This window comes from Streptomyces sp. NRRL S-455 (assembly GCF_000717875.1).
Taxonomy (GTDB): Bacteria; Actinomycetota; Actinomycetes; order Streptomycetales; family Streptomycetaceae; genus Streptomyces.
The window spans coordinates 51,359-76,154 of record NZ_JOCT01000015.1 but is presented as its reverse complement, the minus strand read 5'-3'; the positions used below and the strand labels follow the sequence as shown (position 1 = coordinate 76,154).

Below are 24,796 nucleotides of genomic sequence, written 5' to 3'. Positions count from 1 at the left end.
TTCAACACTGCAAGGAGCCGCACCTGTGAGCAGTGCCGACGACCAGACCACGACGACGAGCAGTGAGCTGCGTGCCGACATCCGCCGACTGGGTGACCTCCTCGGTGAGACCCTCGTCCGGCAGGAAGGCCCCGAGCTCCTGGACCTCGTCGAGAAGGTCCGCCGCCTCACCCGAGAGGACGGCGAGGCCGCCGCCGAGCTGCTGCGCGGCACCGAACTGGAGACCGCGGCCAAGCTGGTCCGCGCCTTCTCCACCTACTTCCACCTGGCCAACGTCACCGAGCAGGTCCACCGCGGCCGCGAGCTGCGCGCCCGCCGCGCCGCCGAGGGCGGACTCCTCACCCGCACGGCCGACCGGCTCAAGGACGCCGACCCCGAACACCTGCGCGAGACGGTCCGCAACCTCAACGTCCGCCCCGTCTTCACGGCCCACCCCACCGAAGCCGCACGCCGGTCCGTCCTGAACAAGCTCCGGCGCGTCGCCGCACTCCTCGACACCCCCGTCATCGAGTCCGACCGCCGCCGCATCGACATCCGCCTCGCCGAGAACATCGACCTCGTCTGGCAGACCGACGAACTCCGCGTCGTCCGCCCCGAGCCCGCCGACGAGGCCCGCAACGCCATCTACTACCTCGACGAACTCCACGCCGGCGCCGTCGGAGACGTCCTCGAAGACCTCACCGCCGAACTGGAACGCGTCGGCGTCAAGCTCCCCGACGACACCCGCCCCCTCACCTTCGGCACCTGGATCGGCGGCGACCGCGACGGCAACCCCAACGTCACCCCCCAGGTCACCTGGGACGTCCTGATCCTCCAGCACGAACACGGCATCAACGACGCCCTGGAGACCATCGACGAACTCCGCGGCTTCCTCTCCAACTCCATCCGCTACGCCGGCGCCACCGAGGAACTGCTCACCTCCCTCCAGGCCGACCTGGAGAACCTCCCCGAGATCAGCCCCCGCTACAAGCGCCTCAACGCCGAGGAGCCCTACCGGCTCAAGGCCACCTGCATCCGGCAGAAGCTGGAGAACACCAAGCAGCGCCTCGCCAAGGGCACCGCACACCAGCCCGGCCGCGACTACCTCGGCACCAGCGAACTGATCAACGACCTGCGGGTCATCCAGACCTCCCTGCGCGAACACCGCGGCGGCCTCTTCGCCGACGGCCGCCTCGCCCGCACCATCCGCACCCTCGCCGCCTTCGGCCTCCAGCTCGCCACCATGGACGTCCGCGAACACGCCGACGCCCACCACCACGCCCTCGGTCAGCTGTTCGACCGCCTCGGCGAGGAATCCTGGCGCTACGCCGACATGCCCCGCGACTACCGCGCCAAGCTCCTCGCCAAGGAACTCAGGTCCCGCAGGCCCCTCGCCCCCACCCCCGCACCCGTCGACGCGCCCGGCGAGAAGACCCTCGGCGTCTTCGAGACCGTGAAGAAGGCCCTCGAAGTCTTCGGACCCGAAGTCATCGAGTCCTACATCATCTCCATGTGCCAGGGCGCCGACGACGTCTTCGCCGCCGCCGTCCTCGCCCGCGAAGCCGGCCTCATCGACCTCCACGCCGGCTGGGCCAAGATCGGCATCGTCCCGCTGCTGGAAACCACCGACGAGCTCAAGGCCGCCGACACCATCCTCGAGGACATGCTCTCCGACCCGTCCTACCGGCGCCTCGTCGCGCTCCGGGGCGACGTCCAGGAAGTCATGCTCGGCTACTCCGACTCCTCCAAGTTCGGCGGCATCACCACCAGCCAGTGGGAGATCCACCGCGCCCAGCGCCGCCTGCGCGACGTCGCCCACCGCTACGGCGTCCGCCTCCGCCTCTTCCACGGCCGCGGCGGCACCGTCGGCCGCGGCGGCGGCCCCACCCACGACGCCATCCTCGCCCAGCCCTGGGGCACCCTCGAAGGCGAGATCAAGGTCACCGAACAGGGCGAGGTCATCTCCGACAAGTACCTCATCCCGTCCCTGGCCCGGGAGAACCTCGAACTCACCGTCGCGGCCACCCTCCAGGCCTCCGCCCTGCACACCGCACCCCGCCAGTCCACCGAGGCCCTCGCCCGCTGGGACGCCGCCATGGACGTCGTCTCCGACGCCGCCCACGCCGCCTACCGCCGCCTCGTCGAGGACCCCGACCTGCCGACGTACTTCCTCGCGTCGACACCGGTGGACCAGCTCGCCGACCTCCACCTGGGCTCCCGGCCCTCCCGCCGCCCCGGCTCCGGCGTCTCGCTCGACGGCCTGCGCGCCATCCCCTGGGTGTTCGGCTGGACCCAGTCCCGGCAGATCGTCCCCGGCTGGTTCGGCGTCGGCTCCGGCCTCAAGGCCCTGCGCGAAGCCGGCCTCGACACCGTCCTCGACGAGATGCACCAGCAGTGGCACTTCTTCCGCAACTTCATCTCCAACGTCGAGATGACCCTCGCCAAGACCGACCTGCGGATCGCCCAGCACTACGTCGACACCCTCGTCCCCGACGAGCTCAAGCACGTCTTCGACACCATCAAGACCGAACACGAACTGACCGTCACCGAGGTCCTCCGCGTCACCGGCGAGAACGAACTGCTGGACGCCGCGCCCGCCCTCAAGCAGACCTTCGCCATCCGCGACGCCTACCTCGACCCCATCTCCTACCTCCAGGTCGCCCTGCTCAAGCGGCAGCGCGACGCGGCCGCAGCAGGCCAGACCCCCGACCCGCTGCTCGCCCGCGCCCTGCTCCTCACCGTCAACGGCGTCGCAGCCGGCCTGCGCAACACCGGCTGAACCCTTCCCCGGACACGACCGTGCCCCCGAACCCGTACAGGTTCGGGGGCACGGCCGTTATGCAGGGTCAGCCGCGGCCCGGCCTGCGGCGACGGAACGCCAGGAACCCACCGAACGCGACCAGCGCCGCCGCCACACCGGACAGCAGACCCACCGGAGCCCCGCTACCCGTCTCCGCGAGATCACCCTCGGCACCACCCCGCGGCGACGAGGACGGCGACGAGGACGCCGACACACCCCCGCCGGCCGGCGAACTCGCCGACGCCGACACCCCCGGCTCACCGGACGGCGTCCCGGACGCCCCTGACGAAGGCGACACGGAAGCGGAAGCCGACCCGGACGGCGTCGCACTGGGCTCCTCCTCGTCCTCGCAGTCCGTCCAGAACACCTTGTGCTTGGCGGCGCCCTTCTCACCGTCGAACTTCCAGAACAGCTTGTAGTGCCCGTCGGGCAGCGACAGGTCCTCGCTGCGGCCGTGACCCTCGTCGTCCAGCGCCAGCGCGCCGGTCTTCACGGTCTCCCCCTTGTTCTCACTCGGAGGGATGGCATCGATACGCCAGTCGACCTGCTGACCGCCGTCGAAACCGAAAGCGTCCAGGTAGAAGGTGCACACATGCGGCTCATTGCGGCGCAGCTCCTCGCCCGTCGAGGCGTCATGGATCTTGACCGTGCCGTTGTCACCGGGAGGGGCCGCATGGGCGGCCGGAGCAAGCAGGAGAACCGCGGAAGCGGCGGCGCAGACAGCGCCGGAACGGGACAGGTTGCGCATGGGCGGTACGTCCATCTTCGAGAAGTGAGCGAGAAGATGTGGAGGGGGCGGCTCAGCATCCAGCCTCGTCCGCCGACACGTCAATCACGAACGCACAACACTCGTCCCTCCACAAAAGGAGAGAACGCGGAAACCCCTCAGACGGTCACGAACGCGGCCGTCAGCAACGCCACCCCCGACAACGCCATCACCCACGCCGCCCGCGTCCGCAGCAAACCACCCGCCACCACGACCGACGCCAGCAACAACGCACCACCCAGCGGAATCCACGAATACAGGACCCCCGCCGGCCCCGAACGCACCGCGTCATCACTCCCGGGCTTCAGCACCACCGTGTAGGTCCGGCCCCGCTCCACCGCGACCGACTTCTCCAGCACCACCCGCGCCCGCGGCTGCGAACCCTCCGACAACGGCGCGTACCGGCCCCAGCACGTCTCCGCCCCACACCGCGCCACCTCCACCGCGCCCCGCTCCCGGCCCTTCGTCAGCATCACGTGCTGCGCCGTACCCCACGACGCCCACACACCCGCGACCAGAATCAGCACCGCGACCGTGCCCATCGCCACGAACCGCCCGAACCGCAGCGCGACGGACGAGGCCTGACGAGAGGACATGGCGAGGGCAGGCATGGCCGGGATCATTGGCCATGCCTGAACCACCCGTCAACCTCGACGGGTGACAAATCAGGAGTTATACGTACCCTGCGCCCGCTCCAGCCCTTCGATCACCAGACACTCCACCGCATCAGCCGCCCGGTCCACGAAGTAGTCCAGCTCCTTGCGCTCCGCCGACGAGAAATCCCTCAGCACGAAGTCCGCCACCGGCATCCGCCCCGGCGGACGCCCGATCCCGAACCGCACCCGGTGATAGTCCGACCCGAACGCCTTCGTCATCGACTTCAACCCGTTGTGCCCGTTGTCCCCGCCCCCCAGCTTCAGTCGCAACGTCCCGTAATCGATGTCCAACTCGTCATGAACCGCCACCACATGCGCCACCGGCACCTTGTAGAAGTCCCGCAACGCGCTCACCGGCCCACCCGACAGATTCATGTACGACATCGGCTTCGCCACGATCACCCGCCGGTTCAACGGCCCCGGCGGCCCGATCCGCCCCTCGACCACCTGCGCCTGCGCCCGCCCGGCCCGCTTGAACCTCCCCCCGACCCGGCCCGCCAGCAGATCAGCCACCATGAAACCCACGTTGTGCCGGTTCCCCGCGTACTCCGCCCCCGGATTACCCAGCCCCACGATCAGCCACGGAGCAGCGGCATCGGTCGTCACGTCCATGTCTCCTTCATACGCGTCGGCCGCTGCCCCGCACGGGAACAGCGGCCGACGAAACGACGACGCAGAGGATCAGGCCTCGGCGGCCTCTTCCTCAGCGGCCTCCTCGCCCTCAGCCTCCTCGGCCTGCGCGGCCAGGACCTGAAGAACGACCGTGTCCTCCTCGACCGCCAGCGTCGTGCCCTTCGGCAGCGGGATGTCCTTCGCGAGGATCGAGTCACCCGCCGACAGACCCTCGACGGAGACAGTCACCGACTCGGGGATGTGGGTGGCCTCGGCCTGCACCGGCAGCGCGTTCAGCACGTGCTCCAGCAGGTTGCCGCCCGGGGCCAGCTCACCCTCGGTCTGCACGTAGATGTCGACGTTGACCTGCTCGCCGCGCTTCACCAGCAGCAGGTCCACGTGCTCCAGGAAGCCCTTCAGCGGGTCACGCTGCACGGCCTTCGGAATCGCCAGCTCGTTCGACTTGCCGTCGATGTCCAACGCGATCAGCACGTTCGGGGTACGCAGCGCCATCAGCAGCGCGTGACCCGGCAGGGTCACGTGCACCGGCTGCTCACCGTGCCCGTACAGCACGCCGGGAACCTTGTCCTCACGACGGATACGGCGCGCGGCACCCTTACCGAACTCGGTGCGCGTCTCGGCGGCGATCTTCACCTCGGACATGATCACTCCTCGAAGTCAGAAAACGGACGTGGTCACCCGGCCACGAACGGCCTGCTACGAAGAGCGCGTCGATAACGGACCACCGCATCCCACAACGGGAAACGGCCTCCCTCGCCGAGCAACTGCAGCAGTCTACTCGGCAAGGAAGGCCGCACCCAAAACGATCTACAGAAGCCCCACCAGGAACCCCTACTGCTCGTCGAACAGGCTCGTCACCGAACCGTCCTCGAACACCTCACGCACCGCACTCGCGATCGTCGGCGCGATCGACAGCACCGAAATCTTGTCCAGATCCCGGCTCAGCTCCGACGGCGTCGGCAGCGTGTTCGTGAACACGAACTCACTCACCCGCGAGTTCTTCAACCGGTCCGCAGCCGGACCCGACAGCACACCGTGCGTCGCCGTCACTATGACGTCCTCCGCACCGTGCGCGAACAACGCGTCCGCCGCGGCACAGATCGTCCCACCCGTGTCGATCATGTCGTCCACCAGGACACACACGCGACCCTTCACCTCACCCACGACCTCGTGGACGGTGACCTGATTCGCGACATCCTTGTCCCGGCGCTTGTGCACGATCGCCAGCGGCGCACCCAGCCGGTCACACCAACGGTCCGCCACCCGCACCCGGCCCGCGTCCGGCGACACCACCGTCAGCTTCTCCCGGTCCACCTTCCGCCCCACGTAGTCCGCCAGCAGCGGCAACGCGAACAGATGGTCCACCGGACCGTCGAAGAAGCCCTGAATCTGGTCCGTGTGCAGATCCACGGTCAGAATCCGGTCCGCACCCGCGGTCTTCATCATGTCCGCGATCAGACGCGCCGAGATCGGTTCACGCCCCCGGTGCTTCTTGTCCTGCCGCGCGTAACCGTAGAACGGCACGATGACCGTGATGGACCGGGCCGACGCACGCTTCAGCGCGTCGATCATGATCAACTGCTCCATGATCCACTTATTGATAGGAGCCGTGTGGCTCTGGATCAGGAAGCAGTCGGCGCCACGCGCCGACTCCTGATAACGCACATAGATCTCGCCGTTCGCGAAGTCGAAGGCCTTCGTCGGGACAACCCCGACACCCAACTGCTGGGCGACCTCCTCGGCAAGCTCGGGGTGGGCGCGGCCGGAGAAGAACATCAACTTCTTCTCGCCGGTCGTCTTGATCCCGGTCACAGCACTTTCTCCTCAGAGGTGTCGCAGCTCGAAAGACCTCTCAGCCGGCTTGCGAGAGGCTGTCTCAGCTGGTGGGGGTGCGGGCATGCACTTATCACCGTACGCCGTGTTTGAGGCACCGGTTTCCGGTCAGCCCTCCTCGGCCGACTCCCGGGAAGCCGCCTCGGCCGCCTTCGCCGCCGCGCTCCCCGGACGCTTCCGAGCCACCCAACCCGCGATATTCCGCTGCTGACCACGGGCCACGGCCAGCGAACCGGGCGGCACATCCTTCGTGATCACCGACCCGGCGGCCGTGTAAGCACCGTCCCCCACCGTGACAGGCGCCACAAACATGTTGTCCGAACCCGTCCGGCAGTGAGAACCGATCGTCGTGTGGTGCTTCTCCTGACCGTCGTAGTTCACGAAGACACTCGCCGCACCGATGTTCGTCTGCTCACCGATCGTCGCGTCCCCGACGTAGGAGAGATGCGGCACCTTGGTGCCCTCACCGATCGTGGCGTTCTTCGTCTCCACGTACGTCCCGATCTTGCCCCCGGCACCGAGCCGCGTCCCCGGACGCAGATACGCGTACGGCCCCACACTCGCCCCGGCACCCACCTCGGCACTCACGGCCACCGTGTTGTCCACACGCGCCCCCGCACCCACGCGAGTATCGGTCAGCCGGCAGCTGGGCCCCACCTCCGCACCCTCGGCGAGATGCGTGGCACCGTGCAGCTGCGTACCCGGGTGCACGACGACGTCCTGCTCGAACGTCACGGCGACGTCGACCCAGGTGGTCGCGGGATCGATCACGGTCACACCGGCCAGCATGGCCTCCGTCAGCAGCCGGTCGTTCAGGATCCGGCGGGCCTCGGAGAGCTGCACACGGTTGTTGATCCCCGCGATCTCACGGTGGTCGCCGGCCACCGAGGCCCCGACCCGGTGCCCGGCCTCACGCAGGATCCCGAGCACGTCGGTCAGATACTCCTCGCCCTGACTGTTGTCCGTCCGCACCTTCTTCAGCGCGTCGGCGAGCAGCTGACCGTCGAACGCGAACACACCCGAGTTGATCTCCCGGATCGACCGCTGGGCATCGGTGGCGTCCTTGTGCTCCACGATGGCGGTCACAGCGCCGGTGGCCTCGTCCCGCACGATCCGGCCGTATCCCGTCGCGTCCGGCACCTCGGCGGTCAGCACGGTGACCGCGTTGCCGTCGGCCGAGTGCGTGGCGGCGAGGGCCTGCAGCGTCGCGCCGGTCAGCAGGGGAGTGTCCCCGCACACGACGACGACCGTCCCGTCGACGGACCCGCCGAGCTCCTCCAGCCCCATCCGTACGGCGTGCCCGGTGCCGTTCTGCTCGGCCTGCACGGCGGTACGGACGTCAGGGGCGATCTCACCGAGGTGCGCGGTGACCTTCTCCCGTGCGTGGCCGACCACGACGACCAGGTGCTCGGGGTTCAGCTCACCCGCGGCGGCGAGTACGTGACCCACGAGACTGCGACCGCAGAGCTCGTGCAGGACCTTGGGTGTGGCCGACTTCATGCGGGTGCCCTCACCCGCTGCAAGAACGACGACGGCTGCCGGGCGGTTGGCGCTCACGGGATGCCCTTCGGCTGTGGATGGGGTGGGGTGACATCCGCAGGATACCGGGGGGTTTTGTGGGGGGTGGGGGTGTGGGGTCTGGCCGCGGGGTGATCGGTCAGGCCCCGAACCGGGCTGGTGTGTGCTGTGAGCTCCCGGAGAAGGATTCGAACCCTCATTCAACGGACCAAAACCGTTTGTCCTACCCTTAGACGATCCGGGATGGAGTGCACGCTATGTCCGATTTCATTGATCGGCCTTGCGTGCGGACTCCACTATGCCGTACCAGGAGCCCTCGATGCGACGGTACAGATCGGCACCCTTCAGGACTTTGATGACCAGGCAACCCCGATAGCTATCGCCGATGTTCTTGCGGCGGGTCTTCGGGTTGTGCCTCTTCAGTGTCGTCTTGTTGAACGCGGTCTCGGGGGCGTCGACGAGGTTGGCCCAGTACCTCTCGGCGCCCGACACGTCGGCCGACTCGTGGATCATCACGGTGAACCGGAGTCGGTCCCGTTCTACCCCCAGCAGGTTGAGCCAGGCCAGGAACACCTCGACCATCCCGGGGTCGCTGTTGACGAAGCAGACGTTTTCGCGGCGGTCGTAGGGCTTGTCCTTGCTGCCTTCGGCCCAATAGAGGCCGACACCCAGGAGGAACAGTTCGCGCGCTGACAGTGCGCCGACCGCTTGCTTGGCGGCCTCCTTGGTGCGCTGTCGCTCTTCGTCGCGCAGGCGCATGGTGACCTCCCAGCCGCGCCTCGCGATTGCAGCTGCCTCCTCTGGCGTCCGCTTGCGCTCCGGCTTCGGCAGGTCCCGCACCCACAGTGAGATCGAACTCTTCGAGCACCCCAGCTCCACCTGGATCTGGTCGTAGGTCCAGCCCTGGAGTCGGAGCTCCCTCGCCTTCTCCCTGAGGTCGTCCTTCGCGTTGGGGCGCTTCGTCCAGGCCGGTGGTGGTTCCCCCTCCAGGAGTCGGTTGAGGATGTCGTTGTTGTCCACGTGCAGTCGGTCGCGGATCTGGCGCCGGCTGAGGCCTGCGCGCCGCAACGCCACCGCCCGCTCCCGCAGCCCCTCGAAGTCGGCGTATTTGCCTGGCGCATGTGTCATACGCATACCGTCCGGGCGGAATGGAGGCCTCCGGGGTCGAACGGTGAGCGATTCAGCAGTTCGAGGGATATCGGGTGGTATTGCGTCCGAACGGTCACGGAGTGTGGTGCAGGCCAGTCCGGGAAACTCACCGGAAAAGCGGCGGTGGGCGCCCGTAGGCTGGAGGGCATGACCGCGACGGGGGAAGACCATGTGACGGCCCGGGGAGGGCCGTGGTGGTGGGCCAGACGGCGCAGTGCCGTGTTCGATGTGAGTCTGGCCGTGGTGTCGGCGCTGGAGTGCGCGCTGGAGGGCGTTCCGTTCGCCCGGGACGCGGGGATCCCGGTGGCGGCGGGGGTGGTCTTCGGGTGGCTCGCCGGTGCGGTGCTGCTCGTGCGGCGGCGGTGGCCGATCGCGGTGGTTCTGGTGTCGATCGCCATCACGCCCGCCCAGATGGGCCTGGTGATGAGCATGGTCGGCCTGTACACGCTCGCCGCGGCCGAGCTGCCCCGGCGGATCATCGCCTCGTTGGCGGGGATGTCGCTGGTGGGGACGCTCATCGTGACGTTCGTGAAGACGCAGCAGGACATGGCGCGGGGCGATCTGGAGCTGGGGGACTGGTTCGTGCCGTTCGCCGCCATCACGATGTCGCTGGGGTTCACGGCGCCGCCCGTGCTGCTCGGTCTGTACGTGGGTGCCCGGCGGCGGTTGATGGAGAGTCTGCGCGAGCGTGCGGACAGTCTGGAGCGGGAGCTTCAGTTGCTGGCCGAGCGTGCGGAGGAGCGGGCGGAGTGGGCCCGGAACGAGGAGCGGACGCGGATCGCCCGGGAGATGCACGACGTGGTGGCGCATCGGGTGAGTCTGATGGTGGTGCATGCGGCGGCGCTGCAGGCGGTGGCGCGGAAGGATCCGGAGAAGGCGGTGAGGAATGCCGCGCTGGTGGGGGACATGGGGCGGCAGGCGTTGACCGAGTTGCGGGAGATGCTCGGGGTGCTGCGCAGTGGTGGGGAGGAGCGGCGGGAGCGGGCCGCTTCGGTGCCGTTGGCGGCGGTGGGGGTGGCCGCTGCGGCGGCGGCTTCGCGGGTGGTTGATGACGAGGGGCCGTGTCTGGCGGAGATCGAGGAGTTGGTGGGGCAGTCGGCTGCTGCGGGGATGGTGGTGGCGCTGTCGGTGGAGGGGGATGTGCGGTCGTATGCGCCTGAGGTGGAGCAGACGGCGTATCGGGTGGTGCAGGAGGCGTTGACGAACGTCCACAAGCACGCGGCGGGGGCGAAGACGTATGTGCGGGTGGCGCACCGGGTGTCGGAGATCGCGATGCAGGTGGAGAACGAGCCGCCTGAGGAGGCGGCGGCGTCGGCTCGGTTGCCGTCCGGGGGGAACGGGCTGGTGGGGATGAGGGAGCGGGTTTCGGCGTTGGGCGGGGTGTTTGTGTCGGGGCCGACGGATGCGGGGGGTTTTCGGGTGTCGGCGGTGATTCCGGCGTCGTAGCCGTCGGGGCGGTGGTTGTTGTCAGCCGGCTGTCAGGCGGGTGGGTTCGGTGCCGGCGATGAGGGTGGAGAGGGCTTGGTCGATGTCGGGTCCGAGGTACCAGTCGCCGGTGTGGTCGAGGGTGTAGACGCGGCCGTCGGTGTCGATGGCGAGGAGGGCCTGGTTGTCGGTTTCGGCGCCGAGGGGGCAGACCTGGGTGCCGAGGGCGCGGCCGAGGTCGCCGAGGGTGCGGGCCATGTGGAGGCCGTGCAGGGGGTCCAGGTGGAAGGTGGCGGGGGCGACCTGGCGGCCGGGGCCGGTGGGGTTGATGTGGAGTCCGCCGAATTCGGCCCAGGCTTCGACGGCGGCGGGGAAGACGCTGTGGCGGTGGCCGGCGGGTGAGGTGTGGTCGCGGAGGGCGTCGGCCCAGATCTCGGCTTGTTTGATGTCCCAGCGTCCGGGTTGCCAGCCGGCGGCGCGCAGGGCGGCGTCGACGGGGACGGCGAAGCGGGTGGTGGAGGTGCGGTCGGTGTGCATCTGCCCTTCGTCTCGTCGAGGCCATGGAGTGAGGCCGTGGGGTGAGGCCATGGGGTGGCGTGAGCTGTGCGGCCGCGTGCCGGGTGTTGTGGGGTGGTGCGTGGCGTCAGCTGTTTCGGTCCGCCGGGTCGACTATGCGGACGCCGAAGTGGGCGCTGAGCGCGGTGCAGGCGCGGCAGGGGGCGGCGAAGCTGCCGTGGAGGGGGTCGCCGTCCTCGCGGATGCGGCGGGCGGTGAGTTTGGCCTGCTTGAGGGCTTTGCGGGCCTCGCCGTTGGTCATGGGTTTGCGGGCGGCGCGTTTGCTGCGGGCGGCGTCGGCGGCGGCGATGTGGCGTGAGATGAGGATGGTTTCGGCGCAGCGGCCGGTGAAGCGGTCGCGTTGGGCGCTGGTGAGGGTGTCGAGGAAGTCCTGGACGAGGGGGTGGAGGGCGGGGGGTGTGTCGCCGCGGGCGGCGGTGCCGGTGAGTGTGGTGCCGCGGACGGAGAGGGCGGCGGCGATGGTGGGGAGGATGCCGTCGCGGCGGTGGCGGAGGACGGGGGCGTGGGCCGTTTCGGTGGTGCTCCAGCCGATGCGGGGGTCGCCGCTTCTCGGGTCGCCGTGTCGTGGGTCGGCGGACCTGCCGGTGTGTGGTCCTGTCTGCGTCGCGTTCATGATCGTATTCCCCTCCGTGCATCCCCCCGGGGGTCACAGACTGCCAAATGGCGTGGCTGGTGCGGAAGCTGGGGCGGGATGACACGCCCGTTCCGGGGTGTGTCGTGACGGTGGGGTGACGCCTGGTCACGGAAGCGGAGGGGGCGTCGGCCGGTGCCGGTGACCGGTGTGGTCGTACCGCATAGGCTGTCGGCACCGCGGGTGATGCGGTGATCCGTTCGGGGTTCGATGCAGTGAACCGGAGGGTGATCCGTGGGGTCGTGGGACAGCAGACGTGACAGTCGATACGGGTCGTAGTGCGCCGAAGGTGGTCAGTACGGGTCGTACAGAGTGCCGCAGGGGGCAACCGCCATGACGACAGGTCGGCTCGGGCAGCAAGCCGCGCCGCCGAACGCGGCCTATGCCGGGCAGGTCGTGCATTTTCCGGACCCGGTCCGGGCGGCCCGTCATCCGAGGGGGGTGCGGGTCGACGGGCGTGGTTACCCCGACTTCTCGCCTTACGCGCGTGCGGCTGCGGAGATCGCGGAGCCGCCGGAGGGTTTCGGTGTCGACGAGTTGCGGCTGACGGACTACGTGTCGGCGAATTCGGCGTTGGCGGGGTCCGGGCATGAGCTGTGGGACACGGTGCCGGCGGTGGCGACGCCGCATGGCTGGACGTGGCACCACGTGGTGGGGACGCGGCGGCTGGAGTTGGTTCCGGTCGAGGTGAAGGCGTTGCTGCGGCATCACGGGGGTGTGGCCACGTCGGGGGTCGATCATGGCAAGCGGGGCACGCGGCCGTTGCAGGAGACGCGTCCGGCGCATTTCGGGTTGCCGAAGTCGGGTGTGGCGGTGACGGAGTCGCAGGTGCAGGGGGTCGAGGAGGATCTCGGCTACCGGTTGCCGGGTGCGTACCGGTCGTTTCTGAAGGCGGCGGGGGGTTGTGCGCCGGTGGGGGCCGCGCTGGACGCGGAGTTGGGGTTGCTGGTCGATCAGCCGTTCTTCACGGTGCGGGACGAGGCGGCGGTCAATGACCTGGTGTATGTGAACAAGTGTCTGCGTGACCATCTGACCAAGGATTATTTGGGGGTCGGCTTCGTCCAGGGCGGTTTGCTGGCCGTGAAGGTGAGGGGTGACCGGATCGGGTCGGTGTGGTTCTGCGCGTACGACGACGCGCGGGATGTGGATCCGTCGCTGCCGCCGGCGGAGCGGGTGGAGCGGTTGCTGCTGCCGTGCGGGGACGATTTCGATGTGTTCCTGTCCCGGCTGGCCGGTAATCCGCCGGAGTTGGAGACGGTGGCGAACTTGATGGTGGACGGTGGGTTCGCGCGTGTAATGCCGGTGGGCGCGGTGTCGTCTTCGGTTGTGGGGGAGTGACGTCGGCGATGGTGACCTTCGCGCAGGCGCAGGAGCGCGCGGAAGAGTGGATCAACGGGGATCTGCCGGCGTACCAGCATCGTGAGGTGCGGGTGCGGGAGTTCGACCTCGGGTTCGTGGTGTGGGCCGAGGACCGTGCGGACGGGCCGCGGTCGGACGGGGGCGCGCAGCGGCTGGTGATCGCGCGTGACAGTGGCGAGGCGACGCTGTGGCCCGGTCTGCCGGTGGGTGAGGTGATTCGTCGGTACGAGGAGGAGTACGGCCGTCCGGACGGGGTGGAGGAGCCGGCTGCGGCGCCTCCCGCGCGGGTGGATCTGAACCAGACGTCGTTCCTGTTGACTCCGCCGGAGTGGTTGCAGGATGCCGCGGACAAGATGGGGATTCCGGATCGGCGGGGTGGTGATGCCGTGTCCGGGAGTGGCGCGTCGTGGCCGGCTGCCGGGGGGAGTGGTTCCGGGCCGGCTGGCGGCTCCGGTGAGGGGGCGCCGGGTGTGCCTGACGGGGCGACGCCCTGGGCCGGTACGGACACCAACGCGGATGCGGGTGACGACCGTTCGGTGCCGCTGCCCGCGACGGTTTTCGCGCCGCCGTTGGGTGAGGCCGACGATGACACGCCGCCGACGGTGCCGCCGGACGCCAGGACGACGCTGATGTCGGGGGGCAGTCAGCTTCCGCCGACGGCGGTCTCGCCGGCGATCGAGGATCCGAGCGTCCAGGGGGGTGCGCCGGGTGGTGCGCCGGGCGCGGGCGGTGTGAGTGCTGCTGGTGCGGCGGGAGCTGCTGCTCCGGCGCCGGGTGCGGTTCCGCCCGCGCCTGGTCCGGGCTACGGCTATCCGCAGGGGCCGGGAGGAGCCGCTCCCGGCGGGCCGGGGACGCCTCCCGGTGGTGTGCCGGGGACGCCTCCCGGCGGTGTGCCGGGTGGGCCGCCCGGTGGTGCGCCGCAGGGCAGCACTCCTCCGCCTGCGCCGGGGGGTGGGCAGCCGTACGGCTATCCGCAGGGTGCGCCGGGGAGTACGTCGGCGCCCGCCCCGAATGCCGGGGACATCGCCGATGCCGCCACCGGCAAGGCGGCGCCGCCGCCGAGTCGGCGGGGTACGGATCCGGCCACGCCGCCTCCGCCGGGTGCCCCGGGGACGCCGGGTGCGCGCCCGGGCAGTCCGCTTCCGCCGTCGGGGCCCGGGGCTCCGGGTACTCCGGCGGGCGGTTATGTGCCCACGCAGCTTGTGTCGGCGGTGGGTCCGGAGGGGCCTGCGGGTCCCGGGGGGCCGGGCGGCGAGGGGCCGGGCGGGCCCGGTGGTTCCGGTGGTCCTGGTGGTGTCGGGGGACAGGGTGCTCCTGGGGGCTCCGCGGGCGCGGGAAGCTCGCAGGGCGCGGGTATGCCGATGCCTCCTCAGCAGCCGCCCGGTCCTCCCGGTGCGCCGCAGCCTCCTCAGCAGCCGCCCGGTCCTCCCGGTGTTCCGAACCCGCCCGGTGCGCCTGGGGGCACGCCTCCCGGCGGGGTCCATCACGCGGCCACGATGTTCGGCGACTCCGGTCGGCCGGGCCCGGGCGCACCTCCGCCTCCTGCGCCTCCCGGGCCTCCGGGGGCTCACGGTGCGCCGGGCGCGCCCCAGCCGCCCGGTGCCCCGAACCCGCCCGGTGCCGCTGCCGCTCCTGGGGTGCCCGGCGCCGGTGCGGGTCCCGTGCACCACGCGGAGACCGTGCTGGCCGCGCCTCCGGCGGGCGGCCCTGGCGTGCCTCCGCCGCCGCAGGCCCCGGGCGCACCACCCGCCGCCCCGGGCGCCCCGGGCGCCCCGGGTGCTCCTGGTGTGCCCGGGGGGCCTCCGTCGATGCCGCCCGGCGCGATGCCGGGAGCGGTGCCGCCGGGTGCGATGCCTCCCGGCGCGATGCCGCCGCCCGGTCAGCCCGCCCCGGGGCAGCCACCGGCGTACGGCTATCCCCAGCAGCCCGCCGGGCAGCCGACGGTCGGTCCCGGTTACCAGGCCGTGCTGCGCTACCGCGCGCAGGACGGTTCCGAGCAGCAGCTGATCCGGCGTTCGGCGCCGGGTACGCCGCACCCGGAGTGGCAGATCTTCCACGAGCTGCGGGCTATGAACGTGCCCCCGGACCAGGTGCTGGAGCTGCACACCGAGCTGGAGTCGTGTGAGCTGCCGGGCGCGTACTGCGCGCGGATGATCCGGGAGCAGTGGCCGCAGGCGCGGATCACGTCCATCGCGCCGTACGGCACGGACCACGCGAGTCGGCAGCAGGGTATGCAGCAACTGCTGGCTCATCAGGGGGAGTTGCACCAGGTGGCGGACGGCCCGGCGCGTCCGGCCCCGGTGCGGGCGCCGTTGCCGCCGGTGCAGGCGGTGCCGCCGATTCCGCCGGAGGGCGTCGCGCAGGAGATGGGCGCCGCGTTCGGGCCGGGTGTGTTCCGGTTCGAGCAGGCCGCCGTGTCCCGGCAGGGTGTGCCGCCGGTCGTGGCGCACACGCTGGTGGTGGCCGGTCTGCCGATGGACATGGGTCCCTTCTTCTGGGCGCAGGCCCAGCCGGGGCGGCCGGTTCCGACGCTGGCGGAGCTGGCGGCCGAGCGTGGTGTGCAGCCGGCTCCGGACGCGGGTTCCTACCTGGTGATGGGCAGTGACTTCGGCAAGGCGATCTGTGTGCAGTACGGCACGGCCAACATCGTCGCCGTACCGGTGGAGGCGGGGCCGGGCGGGGCGTCCGTACCGCCGCAGTTCGTGAACACGGGGCTGCCGGAGTTCGCGCGCTGCCTGGCGCTGCTCGGGCGGATGTGGCGGCTCAGGTTCGGTCTGAACCAGGAGCAGGCGGGCCGTTGGACGGTCGACTTCCAGGCGCAGCTGGCCGCGCTGGACCCGGCGGCGCTCGGGTCGCCGGAGAGCTGGTGGTCGGTGCTGCTGGAGCAGATGTGGGACGGACTGCTGTGACGCGCTGTCGCTGACGTGTCCCTGGGAGCCGGGTTCGGTCGCTCGTACGCGACCGGGCCCGGCTTCTTCGTGCCGGGCTTTCTTCGCCGGATGCGCTGTGGGGCGAGGTGGTCTGCCGCTTCACCGTGACCCCGGTGCGGAGTGTCGCGTTATGAACACTTCCGCCCGATCCACCAAGATGTACTGAATCATCCCGTTTCGTACTCGACTTCGTGTCGGTGTGGTGGAGAGGGGCCCCAGGTTGAGCAGCTCATCGGCGTCTCCGCACGGCTTCGTGGCCGTGCGGGGGCGCGGCTACCGTCCCCAGCAGGTCGACGAGTACGTGGGGGCCCTCTCGGCAGGTCGTGACGCGGCCTGGGAGCGGGCTGCCCGGCTGACGGTGCTCGCCCGGCAGATGGACGCGGAGCTGGAACAGCTGCGGGAGGTCGTGGCGCAGCTGCCGCCGCAGACCTACGAGTCGCTCGGCGAGCAGGCCAGGCGGCTCTTCGAACTCGGTCAGGAGGAGGCCGAGGCCGTGAGGGAGAGGGCGCGCCAGGAGGCGTGGCAGTGCGTGAACGAGGCGCGTGCGGCCGCGGCCGAGGTGCGCGAGTCCGCGCAGGCGCAAGCCGACTCCGTGGCCGCCGACGCCGACGAACGTGCCCGGCAGCTGCTCCTCGCGGCGCGCGCCGAGGCCGACGAGATCCTGCTCGCGGCCCGGAGCGAGGCGAAGGGGCAGCGGAGCGAGGCGCTGGGCGCGCTGCGTGAGATGCGGCTGCGCACCTCCGGGATGCTGGCAGAGCGGGACAAGGAACGCGCCGAGCGGTGGGCCGAGGCGGAGCAGCAGGAGGCCGCCCGGGTGGCGGAGCTGGACGCGCGGTGCGCGGAGGCGGAGGCACGCGCCGAGCGGGCACTGTCCGAGGCGCAGCAGGCCCTCACCGACGCGGAGATCTCGGCCCGGGACCGGCAGGAAGAGGCCCGGGTGCGGGCCGCCGAAGTGGTCGCCGAGGCCCATGAGCGGGCGGCGGCCGTCGAACGCGAGACGGAACGCCTGCTCCGCGAGCACGCCCGGCACGCGGACGACGTACGCGCGCACATCGACCGCATCCACGCCAGCCTGTCGTTGTGGGCGGGGCAGACGGCGGAGTGACGTGTGGTGGGCGGCGAGGTCCCACCAGGGCGGAGTCAGGGCACGGCATGCCGTCGGCTGCCGTGCCCTGTCGTGCCCGGGGCGGACTCGGGGGCGCCGCCGGCCGGGGTCGTTGCCGTCAGCGGTTCCTGCGTACCGCCCCCGCGAGGATCAAGCTCTCCACCGCCTCGTACTCGTGGCGCTGTTCCTCCGACTTCCGGCGGCCGGAGGCCAGCGTGCCCAGCCAGCCGCAGGCGAAGCCCAAGGGGATGGAGACCAGGCCGGTGGTGGTGAACGGGAACCAGTTGAAGTCGGCGTCGGGGAACGCCGAGACGGGTGATCCGGAGACCAGGTTGGTGCCGGGCATCAGCAGCAGGACGGCCAGCGAGCCGCCGATGAGGGTGCTGAGCAGGCCCGTTCGGGTGTAGCGGCGCCAGAAGAGGCTGTAGACCAGCGCGGGTGCGATGGCCGAGGCGCCCAGGCAGAACGACAGCGTCACCAGGGGCTGCAGGCTGTGGTGCTGTACCTGGGTGGCCAGGAGGATCGCCGGGATGCCCACCGCCAGTGCCGAGAGCCGGGCCAGCGTCATCTCCCGGCGCGCGGACATCTCCTGGACCCGGGCCGCGAAGACGTCGTGCGCGAGGGAGTTGGCGCAGGCGAGGATCATCCCGGCGACGGAGGCGAGCAGCGTGAGGAAGACCGCCGTGGTGACCGTCGTGAACAGGAAGGTCTCCGCCGCCGACACGTCCGCGCCGAACACCGCCTGGGAACCCAGCAGATAGGCCGTGTTGCCCTGCGGGTCGACCTGTGCGATGACCGCTCGCCCGACCAGGGCGGTCGCGCCGAAGCCGACGACCGTGATGACGAGGACGAACAGGGCCACGCCGGACACCGCCCAGGACATCGAACGCCGTACCTGCCGGGCGCTGGAGGCGGTGTACATGCGCATGGTGACGTGCGGCAGGACGCCGCCGCCGAGGACCACCGTCAGCTGTGCGGTGATCATGTCCAGCTCGGGGCTGGGCCCGCCCGCGAACTGTAGGCCCGAGGAGAGGAACGCCGAGCCCACGCCGCTGTTGTCGGCGGCCGCGGTGAACAGGGCCCCCGGATCCCAGTCGAAGCGGTTCAGGATCAGTACGGCGACCACGAGGCCGGAACCGAGCAGCATCACCATCTTGAGGATCTGGATGAGGGCGGTGCCCTTCATGCCGCCGATCGCCGCGTAGCTGATCATCAGCGCGCCCACGCCGATGATGCAGCCGGTCTGCAGCGATTCGCCGGAGAAGCCGAGGATGAACGCCATCAGCTGCCCGGTGCCCGCCAACTGCACCAGCATCAGCGGCAGCAGCGCCGCCAGGGTCACCGCACAGGCCGCGATGCGGGCGCCGCGTCCCGGCATCCGGCGGGTCAGCGCGTCGCCCATGGTGAACCGGCCCGCGTTGCGCAGCGGTTCGGCCAGCAGGAACATCAGCAGCATCAGTGACAGGGCGGTACTGAGGGCCAGGACGGTCCCGTCGTAGCCGAACAGGGCGATCACGCCGCCGGTGCCGAGGACGGTCGCGGCGGAGATGTAGTCGCCGGCGATCGCCAGGCCGTTGCGCATGGGGGACAGGGAGCTGTAGCCGGTGTAGAACTCGTCGAGGTCGTCCCGGTCCGGGCCCGTCATCACGCACAGCAGCAGCGTGATCGTGGCGACGGCGGAGAAGCCGACCAGGGACATCGCCTGGGCGTTGCCGCTGAACTCGGTGGTCACCGGGTCCCCTCCCGCCTGGCGTCCAGCTCGGCCTGCTTGCGTATCCGGTCCGCGATGGGGTCGACACGGAGGCGGGCGGTGTGCTCGTAGAGGGCGATCGCCAGCCAGGTGACGGGGACCTGGAGGAGCGCGAGCAGCAGGCCGGTGGGCAGGCCGTCGGTGACGGTGCCCGTCATGAAGGAGGGCGCGAACGCCGACAGGAGCAGGAACAGGACGAAGTACCCGAGTGCCGTGAGTGTGGCCACGCGCCGCTGCCAGCGGTAGGCGCTGCGCAGGGTCCGCAGGTCGCTGTGGTGCCCGAGCGCCGCATGGCGCTGGGGCCGCCTCCCGGCCGGTTCGGGCTCCGGCTGCGGCGCCCAGGGGTAGGTGTCGTAGGAGGGGGACGAATCGGGTGGTGGGTAGGGGCGGTAGGGCGGCGGCGGGTCGTAGGACATCCCGGTGCTCCTTGCGAGGGCAGGTTCCGGTGCGGCGGACCGCAGGGAGGTGGGGGAGGGCGGCCACGCACGTTACTTCGGAGTACTGGTGCCGCGCGAGGGTTTCGCCAAACTGATTGGTCGGTATGCGCTTACCTTTTCCACCACCGGTGTTACCCGCGTTAACTTGGACCTGAACGGCCGGTCCCGCCCTGTCAGTGTCCGAGGTGCCGGACGTAACGGACGCCCGGGTCGCCGCCCACGATCGTGTCCGCCACGTGCGTGAAGCCGTTGCGGGTCAGGACGGCCATGGAAGCGAGGTTGCCGAGCGTGGTGACCGCCGTGAGGGCGTTCAGCCCGTACTCGCCGGCAGCCAGCCGGCACACGTCGGCGACAGCCGCCGTCGCCACGCCCCGGCCCGCAGCGCGTTCGCCCACGCGATAACCGACTTCGGCGCGGCCGTCCTGAACGTCGATCAGGTTCACGCGGCCGATCAGGGTGCCGTCGTCGTCCAGGACGACATGGAAGTGGCACACGCGCGCGTGCTGCTCCTCCAGCAGGGCGCGATGGCGCTCGGCGAACCCCGCCGGCGTGAAGTACGCGTCCCCGCGGTCCGGTACGGAACGGGCGAAGTACGCGCGGTTCTCCCGCTCGAAGGCCAGCAGCTCGTCGGCATGGTCGGCCCGAAGGCGCTCCAACTTCACCATGGGGCACAGGATATGGGCGCCCGATCGCGGTCGTAGGGGCGGCCGGGTCCGTCGGTCCAGGGGACTACACGCCGTGCCACCCTGAGCCGATGCCGGATTGCGGGCCGCCGCCTACCGTCCACGGCATGGAAATGAACGGAGCCCCCGGCCGGGCCGCTGCCGCCGCCGTGCTCGCGCTCGCCCTGTCGTTGCCGGTCGTCACCGCGGGACCGGCGTCGACCGCGCCGTTGCTCCCCGATGCCAGGGCGACCCCATTAGACGCACCGCCGTCGGATGCCCGCGCCGAACTGCCCCGTCCCACCGGCCCGCACACCGTCGGCCGTGACACGCTCCACCTCGTCGACGCCGACCGCCCGGACCCCTGGGTACCGTCCGCCGGCGCACGCCAGTTGATGGTGTCGATGTACTACCCGGCCCGGCCCGGAACGGCCGGACCACGGGCCCCCTACATGACCGCCGAAGAGGCCCGCATGGTGCTGGAGGCGAGGGCCCCGGACGCCACCGTGCCGCCCGAGACCATCAGCGGGGTGCGGACCTGGGCGCGCTCCGCGGCCCACCGACGTGCCCCTCCTCGGGGAACTGGTCGGTATCCCCGATACCGCTTCCCTCCCGTTCGAGCGCTCGGCGGCCCTCACGAGGGCGTACGTCGTCGCCTTCTTCGATCTGCAGCTGAAGGGGGTTTCCCAGCCGCTGTTCGACGGGCCGTCACCCTCGCATCCCGAGGTCTCCGTCCGGCTGCCCTGACCGGACGGCGCCGGGAGCGGCAGCCCGTCGCTTCTGCCTGCCCCTTGCACCTAACCGCCACCCGGATGTGTCCCGCTTGACCCTGACGTCGCGGCAGGGTGGAGGCTGAACGGGCCGTCGGGTGGAGCGAACCCTGAGACCGTCTCCACCCTTCGGTGGACTGCCCCTAGGGGTACCTCCGTACTACGACCTGGGGAGGGTTCGTACCGCCGGAGGACGAGACGCGGCGGGGGTCGTCCTTAACCTGGCTTTACGCCGCCGGGGGGCGGTTGTGCACACCGGCGGGGGTGGGGTTTTCCACAGGAAAAGACTGCGCTGCGCACCAGGGCGCGGGGCCCCTCCCCGCCGGAAGACTGAGACACGTCGGACGGGTTCCGTCATCCGGCCTCACGAACAGCGGCTGTCGACAGGGCGACCGTCTGCATCATCTGCTGACCGACATAGGAGACATACCGTGACATCGGCTGTGACCATTCCCAGGCACGGGGGTACTGGAGGGCGTACGGCCGTTGCCGCGCGGGCCCGGCAGGTCGTGAAGGCGTACGGGTCCGGTGAGACCCGTGTCGTCGCCCTCGATCACGTCGACGTGGACATCGCACGCGGCCAGTTCACCGCGATCATGGGTCCCTCGGGGTCCGGCAAGTCCACGCTCATGCACTGCCTCGCCGGGCTCGACACCGTCACCGGCGGGCAGATCTACCTCGACGACACCGAGATCACCGGCCTGAAGGACAAGAAGCTCACCCAACTGCGCCGGGACCGCATCGGGTTCATCTTCCAGGCCTTCAACCTGCTGCCGACACTGAACGCCATTGAGAACATCACGCTGCCCATGGACATCGCGGGCCGCAAGCCCGACAAGCAGTGGCTGGCGCGGGTCGTCGAGACCGTCGGGCTGGCCGAGCGGCTCAAGCACCGGCCCACCCAGCTCTCCGGCGGCCAGCAGCAGCGCGTCGCCGTGGCGCGGGCGCTGGCGGCCCGGCCCGAGATCATCTTCGGGGACGAGCCGACCGGAAACCTCGACTCGCGCGCCGGCGCCGAGGTGCTCGGCTTCCTGCGCCGGTCCGTCGACGAGCTGGGCCAGACCATCGTGATGGTCACCCACGACCCGGTCGCCGCGTCGTACGCGGACCGTGTGCTGTACCTCGCCGACGGCCGGATCGTCGACGAGATGCACAAGCCGACCGCCGAGGCGGTCCTGGACCGCATGAAGGACTTCGACGCCCGGGGGCGTACGTCATGACCGTCGTGAAGACATCGATGCGCAACTTCCTCGCGCACAAGGGACGCATGGCGCTCTCCGCGATCGCCGTCCTGCTGTCGGTGGCCTTCGTCTGCGGGACGCTCGTCTTCACGGACACCATGTCGACCACGTTCGACAAGCTCTTCGCGGCTACCTCCTCGGACGTCACGGTGAGCGCCAAGGGCGCCTCCGACACCGGTGAGACGACCGCCGACAACGGCAAGCCGCCGGTCATGCCGGCCTCCGTGCTCGGCGAGGTCCGCAAGACGCAGGGCGTGAAGTCCGCCGAGGGCGCGGTGTTCTCCAGCTCGGTGACGGTCGTCGACGCCGACAAGGACAACCTGTCGCCCTCCAGCGGCGCGCCGACCATCGTCGGCGGCTGGAACGCCAACGAGGCCCGCACCATGGACATCACCTCCGGTGCGGCTCCCAGGAGCGCCGACCAGATCATGGTCGACGCCGACACCGCCGACAAGCACGATCTGAAGCTCGGCGACGAGATCGGCGTGATCAGCGCGGTCGGCACCCACACCGCGAAGATCTCCGGCATCGTCGACTTCACCGTTACCAATCCCGGCGCCGCGATCTTCTACCTCGACACGAAGACCGCACAGCAGGCCCTGGTCGGTGAGACCGGCGTCTACACCAACGTCAACGTCACCGCTGCCGCCGGGGTCAGCGACGCACAGTTGAAGAAGAACGTCACGGCCGAACTCGGCGGCGGCTACAAGGTGCAGACGGCCAAGGAGACCGCCGACGCCAACCAGAAGGAAGTCGAGGGCTTCATGAACGTCATGAAGTACGCGATGCTCGGCTTCGCCGGGATCGCCTTCCTCGTCGGCATCTTCCTGATCATCAACACCTTCTCCATGCTGGTCGCCCAGCGCACCCGGGAGATCGGCCTGATGCGGGCCATCGGCTCCTCCCGCAAGCAGGTCAACCGCTCGGTGCTCGCCGAGGCGCTGCTGCTCGGCCTCGTCGGGTCGGTGCTCGGCGTGGGCGCCGGTGTCGGCCTCGCGGTCGGCCTGATGAAGCTCATGGGCCAGATGGGCATGGAACTGTCCACCGCCGACCTGACCGTGGCCTGGACGACCCCCGTCGTCGGCCTCGTCCTCGGCGTGATCGTCACCGTCCTGGCCGCCTACCTGCCCGCCCGGCGCGCGGGGAAGATCTCCCCGATGGCCGCCCTGCGCGACGCGGGCGCCCCCGCCGACGCCAGGTCCGGCTGGATCCGTGCCGCGATCGGCACCGTCCTCACGGGGGCCGGCGGCTTCGGCCTCTACCTGGCGGCGGCGGCCGACAACGCCAAGGAGGGCTCGCTGTGGCTCGGCCTCGGTGTGGTGCTGTCGCTGATCGGCTTCGTCGTCATCGGACCGCTGCTGGCCGGAGGTGTGGTCCGTGTCCTCGGTGCCGTCCTGCTGCGGATGTTCGGTCCCGTGGGCCGCATGGCCGAGCGCAACGCCCTGCGCAACCCGCGCCGCACCGGCGCGACCGGCGCCGCGCTGATGATCGGCCTCGCGCTGGTGGCGTGCCTGTCCGTGGTCGGCTCCTCCATGGTGGCGTCCGCCACCGACCAGCTCGACAAGACCGTCGGCACGGACTTCATCATCCAGTCCGACCGCGGCCAGCTGATCACGCCCAAGGCGGTCGAGGCCGCGAAGTCCGCGCCGGACGTGGAGCGGATCACCGAGTACAAGTGGACCAAGGCCGACTTCACCACCCCCGACGGCAAGACGCTCAAGGACACGGCGATCACGGCGGCCGACCCGTCGTACGCGACCGACCTGCGCACCGAGACCGTCGCCGGCAAGCTCCCCGACGCCTACCGGCCCGACTCGATGTCCGTGCACGAGAAGTTCGCCGAGGACCACGGCATCAGCCTCGGCTCCAAGATCAAGGTCGCCTTCCGGGACGGCCGTGCGGCCGACCTGACGGTCCGGGCGATCACCAGCAGTGACGTCGTGATCGACGCGGGCGCGATGTACACGTCCATCGACACCATGGCCAAGTACGTCCCGGCCGACAAGATGCCGCTGGACACGCTGCTCTTCGCCAGCGCGAAGGAGGGGCAGCAGGACGCCGCCTACAAGTCCCTGAAGTCGGCGCTGCACGACTACCCGCAGTACATCGTGCGCGACCAGACCGACTACAAGGACGCCCTGAAGGACCAGATCGGCCAGCTGCTCAACATGATCTACGGCCTGCTGGCCCTGGCGATCATCGTCGCCGTCCTCGGCGTCGTGAACACCCTGGCCCTGTCGGTGGTGGAGCGCACCCGGGAGATCGGCCTGATGCGGGCGATCGGCCTCTCCCGCCGCCAGCTGCGCCGCATGATCCGCATGGAGTCCGTCGTCATCGCCCTCTTCGGCGCCCTGCTGGGCCTCGGGCTGGGCATGGGCTGGGGCGCCACCGCACAGCAACTGCTCGCCCTGGAGGGCCTGGGAGTCCTGGACATCCCCTGGCCGACCATCATCGGCGTCTTCATCGGCTCGGCGTTCGTGGGGCTGTTCGCGGCACTGGTCCCGGCGTTCCGGGCGGGCCGGATGAACGTCCTGAACGCGATCGCGACCGAGTAGCCGCCCGCCCGAGGACCACCG

At 70.4% G+C, this 24,796-nt stretch carries 20 protein-coding genes and 1 tRNA gene; 8 read left to right on the top strand and 13 right to left on the bottom strand.

Annotated elements, in window-relative coordinates:
• The first annotated feature begins 25 nt into the window (after nucleotides 1-25).
• Complete coding sequence (gene ppc, locus IE97_RS0120910) at nucleotides 26-2,758, top strand: phosphoenolpyruvate carboxylase (protein ID WP_030242751.1); 2,733 nt, start codon at nucleotides 26-28, stop codon at nucleotides 2,756-2,758.
• Nucleotides 2,759-2,825: 67 nt separating this feature from the next.
• Here ppc and IE97_RS0120905 read toward each other — a convergent pair whose 3' ends face one another.
• The 8 genes from IE97_RS0120905 to IE97_RS0120870 all read right to left on the bottom strand — a co-directional run bounded on the left by IE97_RS0120905 (nucleotide 2,826) and on the right by IE97_RS0120870 (nucleotide 9,313).
• The gene (locus tag IE97_RS0120905) at nucleotides 2,826-3,527 is read right to left on the bottom strand and encodes an LPXTG cell wall anchor domain-containing protein (protein ID WP_030242747.1); all 702 of its coding nucleotides are present in this window, start codon (nucleotides 3,525-3,527) and stop codon (nucleotides 2,826-2,828) included.
• A 137-nt stretch (nucleotides 3,528-3,664) separates the two neighbouring features.
• On the bottom strand, nucleotides 3,665-4,156 hold the full coding sequence (locus IE97_RS0120900; protein ID WP_030242745.1) for a hypothetical protein: 492 nt from the start codon (nucleotides 4,154-4,156) through the stop codon (nucleotides 3,665-3,667).
• Nucleotides 4,157-4,210: 54 nt separating this feature from the next.
• A complete protein-coding gene (gene pth / locus IE97_RS0120895) occupies nucleotides 4,211-4,813 on the bottom strand; it encodes an aminoacyl-tRNA hydrolase (RefSeq protein ID WP_030242743.1) in 603 nt (200 codons plus the stop codon).
• 69 nt (nucleotides 4,814-4,882) lie between these two features.
• A complete protein-coding gene (locus IE97_RS0120890; RefSeq protein WP_030242741.1) occupies nucleotides 4,883-5,476 on the bottom strand; it encodes a 50S ribosomal protein L25/general stress protein Ctc in 594 nt (197 codons plus the stop codon).
• A gap of 189 nt (nucleotides 5,477-5,665) precedes the next feature.
• Nucleotides 5,666-6,646 carry a ribose-phosphate diphosphokinase gene (locus tag IE97_RS0120885; RefSeq protein ID WP_030242738.1) on the bottom strand — a complete coding sequence of 327 codons (981 nt, stop codon included), beginning with the start codon at nucleotides 6,644-6,646 and terminating at the stop codon, nucleotides 5,666-5,668.
• A 129-nt stretch (nucleotides 6,647-6,775) separates the two neighbouring features.
• Complete coding sequence (glmU, locus tag IE97_RS0120880) at nucleotides 6,776-8,224, bottom strand: bifunctional UDP-N-acetylglucosamine diphosphorylase/glucosamine-1-phosphate N-acetyltransferase GlmU (protein ID WP_078603323.1); 1,449 nt, start codon at nucleotides 8,222-8,224, stop codon at nucleotides 6,776-6,778.
• A gap of 134 nt (nucleotides 8,225-8,358) precedes the next feature.
• Nucleotides 8,359-8,429, bottom strand: a tRNA-Gln gene (locus tag IE97_RS0120875).
• A 23-nt stretch (nucleotides 8,430-8,452) separates the two neighbouring features.
• Nucleotides 8,453-9,313 carry a hypothetical protein gene (locus IE97_RS0120870; RefSeq protein WP_030242733.1) on the bottom strand — a complete coding sequence of 287 codons (861 nt, stop codon included), beginning with the start codon at nucleotides 9,311-9,313 and terminating at the stop codon, nucleotides 8,453-8,455.
• A gap of 168 nt (nucleotides 9,314-9,481) precedes the next feature.
• Here IE97_RS0120870 and IE97_RS0120865 point away from each other — a divergent pair, with 168 nt between their 5' ends.
• Nucleotides 9,482-10,780, top strand: coding sequence for a sensor histidine kinase (locus IE97_RS0120865; RefSeq protein WP_030242730.1), 1,299 nt, complete (start codon nucleotides 9,482-9,484; stop codon nucleotides 10,778-10,780).
• A 21-nt stretch (nucleotides 10,781-10,801) separates the two neighbouring features.
• Here the strand turns inward: IE97_RS0120865 and IE97_RS0120860 are convergent, their stop codons facing one another.
• Complete coding sequence (locus IE97_RS0120860) at nucleotides 10,802-11,296, bottom strand: SUKH-3 domain-containing protein (protein ID WP_030242728.1); 495 nt, start codon at nucleotides 11,294-11,296, stop codon at nucleotides 10,802-10,804.
• A 106-nt stretch (nucleotides 11,297-11,402) separates the two neighbouring features.
• The gene (locus IE97_RS0120855; protein ID WP_030242726.1) at nucleotides 11,403-11,948 is read right to left on the bottom strand and encodes a YwqJ-related putative deaminase; all 546 of its coding nucleotides are present in this window, start codon (nucleotides 11,946-11,948) and stop codon (nucleotides 11,403-11,405) included.
• Nucleotides 11,949-12,299: 351 nt separating this feature from the next.
• Between IE97_RS0120855 and IE97_RS0120850 the strand changes: the two genes are divergently transcribed.
• The 3 genes from IE97_RS0120850 (at nucleotide 12,300) to IE97_RS0120840 (ending at nucleotide 17,360) form a co-directional block, all read left to right on the top strand.
• Entirely contained in the window at nucleotides 12,300-13,304 is a 1,005-nt protein-coding gene (locus tag IE97_RS0120850) for an SMI1/KNR4 family protein (RefSeq protein WP_030242724.1), read from the top strand.
• Nucleotides 13,305-13,312: 8 nt separating this feature from the next.
• Entirely contained in the window at nucleotides 13,313-16,234 is a 2,922-nt protein-coding gene (locus IE97_RS40555; RefSeq protein ID WP_078603322.1) for an SUKH-4 family immunity protein, read from the top strand.
• A 241-nt stretch (nucleotides 16,235-16,475) separates the two neighbouring features.
• Nucleotides 16,476-17,360 carry a hypothetical protein gene (locus tag IE97_RS0120840; RefSeq protein ID WP_037834113.1) on the top strand — a complete coding sequence of 295 codons (885 nt, stop codon included), beginning with the start codon at nucleotides 16,476-16,478 and terminating at the stop codon, nucleotides 17,358-17,360.
• 118 nt (nucleotides 17,361-17,478) lie between these two features.
• Here IE97_RS0120840 and IE97_RS0120835 read toward each other — a convergent pair whose 3' ends face one another.
• The 3 genes from IE97_RS0120835 to IE97_RS0120825 all read right to left on the bottom strand — a co-directional run bounded on the left by IE97_RS0120835 (nucleotide 17,479) and on the right by IE97_RS0120825 (nucleotide 20,212).
• The gene (locus tag IE97_RS0120835) at nucleotides 17,479-19,092 is read right to left on the bottom strand and encodes a cation acetate symporter (protein WP_030242718.1); all 1,614 of its coding nucleotides are present in this window, start codon (nucleotides 19,090-19,092) and stop codon (nucleotides 17,479-17,481) included.
• Entirely contained in the window at nucleotides 19,089-19,526 is a 438-nt protein-coding gene (locus tag IE97_RS0120830) for a DUF485 domain-containing protein (RefSeq protein ID WP_030242714.1), read from the bottom strand. The genes IE97_RS0120835 and IE97_RS0120830 overlap by 4 nt, the downstream gene beginning before the upstream one ends.
• Before the next feature lie 194 nt (nucleotides 19,527-19,720).
• A complete protein-coding gene (locus tag IE97_RS0120825) occupies nucleotides 19,721-20,212 on the bottom strand; it encodes a GNAT family N-acetyltransferase (RefSeq protein WP_030242711.1) in 492 nt (163 codons plus the stop codon).
• 561 nt (nucleotides 20,213-20,773) lie between these two features.
• Here IE97_RS0120825 and IE97_RS42175 point away from each other — a divergent pair.
• From IE97_RS42175 to IE97_RS0120810, 3 genes are all read left to right on the top strand, one after another.
• Entirely contained in the window at nucleotides 20,774-20,956 is a 183-nt protein-coding gene (locus IE97_RS42175; RefSeq protein WP_030242708.1) for a hypothetical protein, read from the top strand.
• A 454-nt stretch (nucleotides 20,957-21,410) separates the two neighbouring features.
• Nucleotides 21,411-22,199 (top strand): ABC transporter ATP-binding protein, encoded by a 789-nt coding sequence (locus IE97_RS0120815; protein ID WP_030242704.1) that lies wholly within the window; start codon nucleotides 21,411-21,413, stop codon nucleotides 22,197-22,199.
• On the top strand, nucleotides 22,196-24,775 hold the full coding sequence (locus IE97_RS0120810; protein WP_030242702.1) for an ABC transporter permease: 2,580 nt from the start codon (nucleotides 22,196-22,198) through the stop codon (nucleotides 24,773-24,775). Before IE97_RS0120815 ends, IE97_RS0120810 begins: the two co-directional genes overlap by 4 nt.
• The last annotated feature ends 21 nt before the right edge of the window (nucleotides 24,776-24,796 follow it).

What these genes read in the sequence shown, in the direction of transcription:
- IE97_RS0120890 (WP_030242741.1), bottom strand. Translation starts at nt 5,476, where the DNA reads ATGTCCGAGGTGAAGATCGCCGCCGAGACGCGCACCGAGTTCGGTAAG.
- IE97_RS40555 (WP_078603322.1), top strand. Translation starts at nt 13,313, where the DNA reads ATGGTGACCTTCGCGCAGGCGCAGGAGCGCGCGGAAGAGTGGATCAAC.
- IE97_RS0120860 (WP_030242728.1), bottom strand. Translation starts at nt 11,296, where the DNA reads ATGCACACCGACCGCACCTCCACCACCCGCTTCGCCGTCCCCGTCGAC.
- IE97_RS0120825 (WP_030242711.1), bottom strand. Translation starts at nt 20,212, where the DNA reads ATGGTGAAGTTGGAGCGCCTTCGGGCCGACCATGCCGACGAGCTGCTG.
- IE97_RS0120810 (WP_030242702.1), top strand. Translation starts at nt 22,196, where the DNA reads ATGACCGTCGTGAAGACATCGATGCGCAACTTCCTCGCGCACAAGGGA.
- IE97_RS0120900 (WP_030242745.1), bottom strand. Translation starts at nt 4,156, where the DNA reads ATGCCTGCCCTCGCCATGTCCTCTCGTCAGGCCTCGTCCGTCGCGCTG.
- IE97_RS0120850 (WP_030242724.1), top strand. Translation starts at nt 12,300, where the DNA reads ATGACGACAGGTCGGCTCGGGCAGCAAGCCGCGCCGCCGAACGCGGCC.
- IE97_RS0120855 (WP_030242726.1), bottom strand. Translation starts at nt 11,948, where the DNA reads ATGAACGCGACGCAGACAGGACCACACACCGGCAGGTCCGCCGACCCA.
- pth (WP_030242743.1), bottom strand. Translation starts at nt 4,813, where the DNA reads ATGGACGTGACGACCGATGCCGCTGCTCCGTGGCTGATCGTGGGGCTG.
- IE97_RS0120865 (WP_030242730.1), top strand. Translation starts at nt 9,482, where the DNA reads ATGACCGCGACGGGGGAAGACCATGTGACGGCCCGGGGAGGGCCGTGG.
- IE97_RS0120870 (WP_030242733.1), bottom strand. Translation starts at nt 9,313, where the DNA reads ATGACACATGCGCCAGGCAAATACGCCGACTTCGAGGGGCTGCGGGAG.
- IE97_RS0120830 (WP_030242714.1), bottom strand. Translation starts at nt 19,526, where the DNA reads ATGTCCTACGACCCGCCGCCGCCCTACCGCCCCTACCCACCACCCGAT.
- IE97_RS0120905 (WP_030242747.1), bottom strand. Translation starts at nt 3,527, where the DNA reads ATGCGCAACCTGTCCCGTTCCGGCGCTGTCTGCGCCGCCGCTTCCGCG.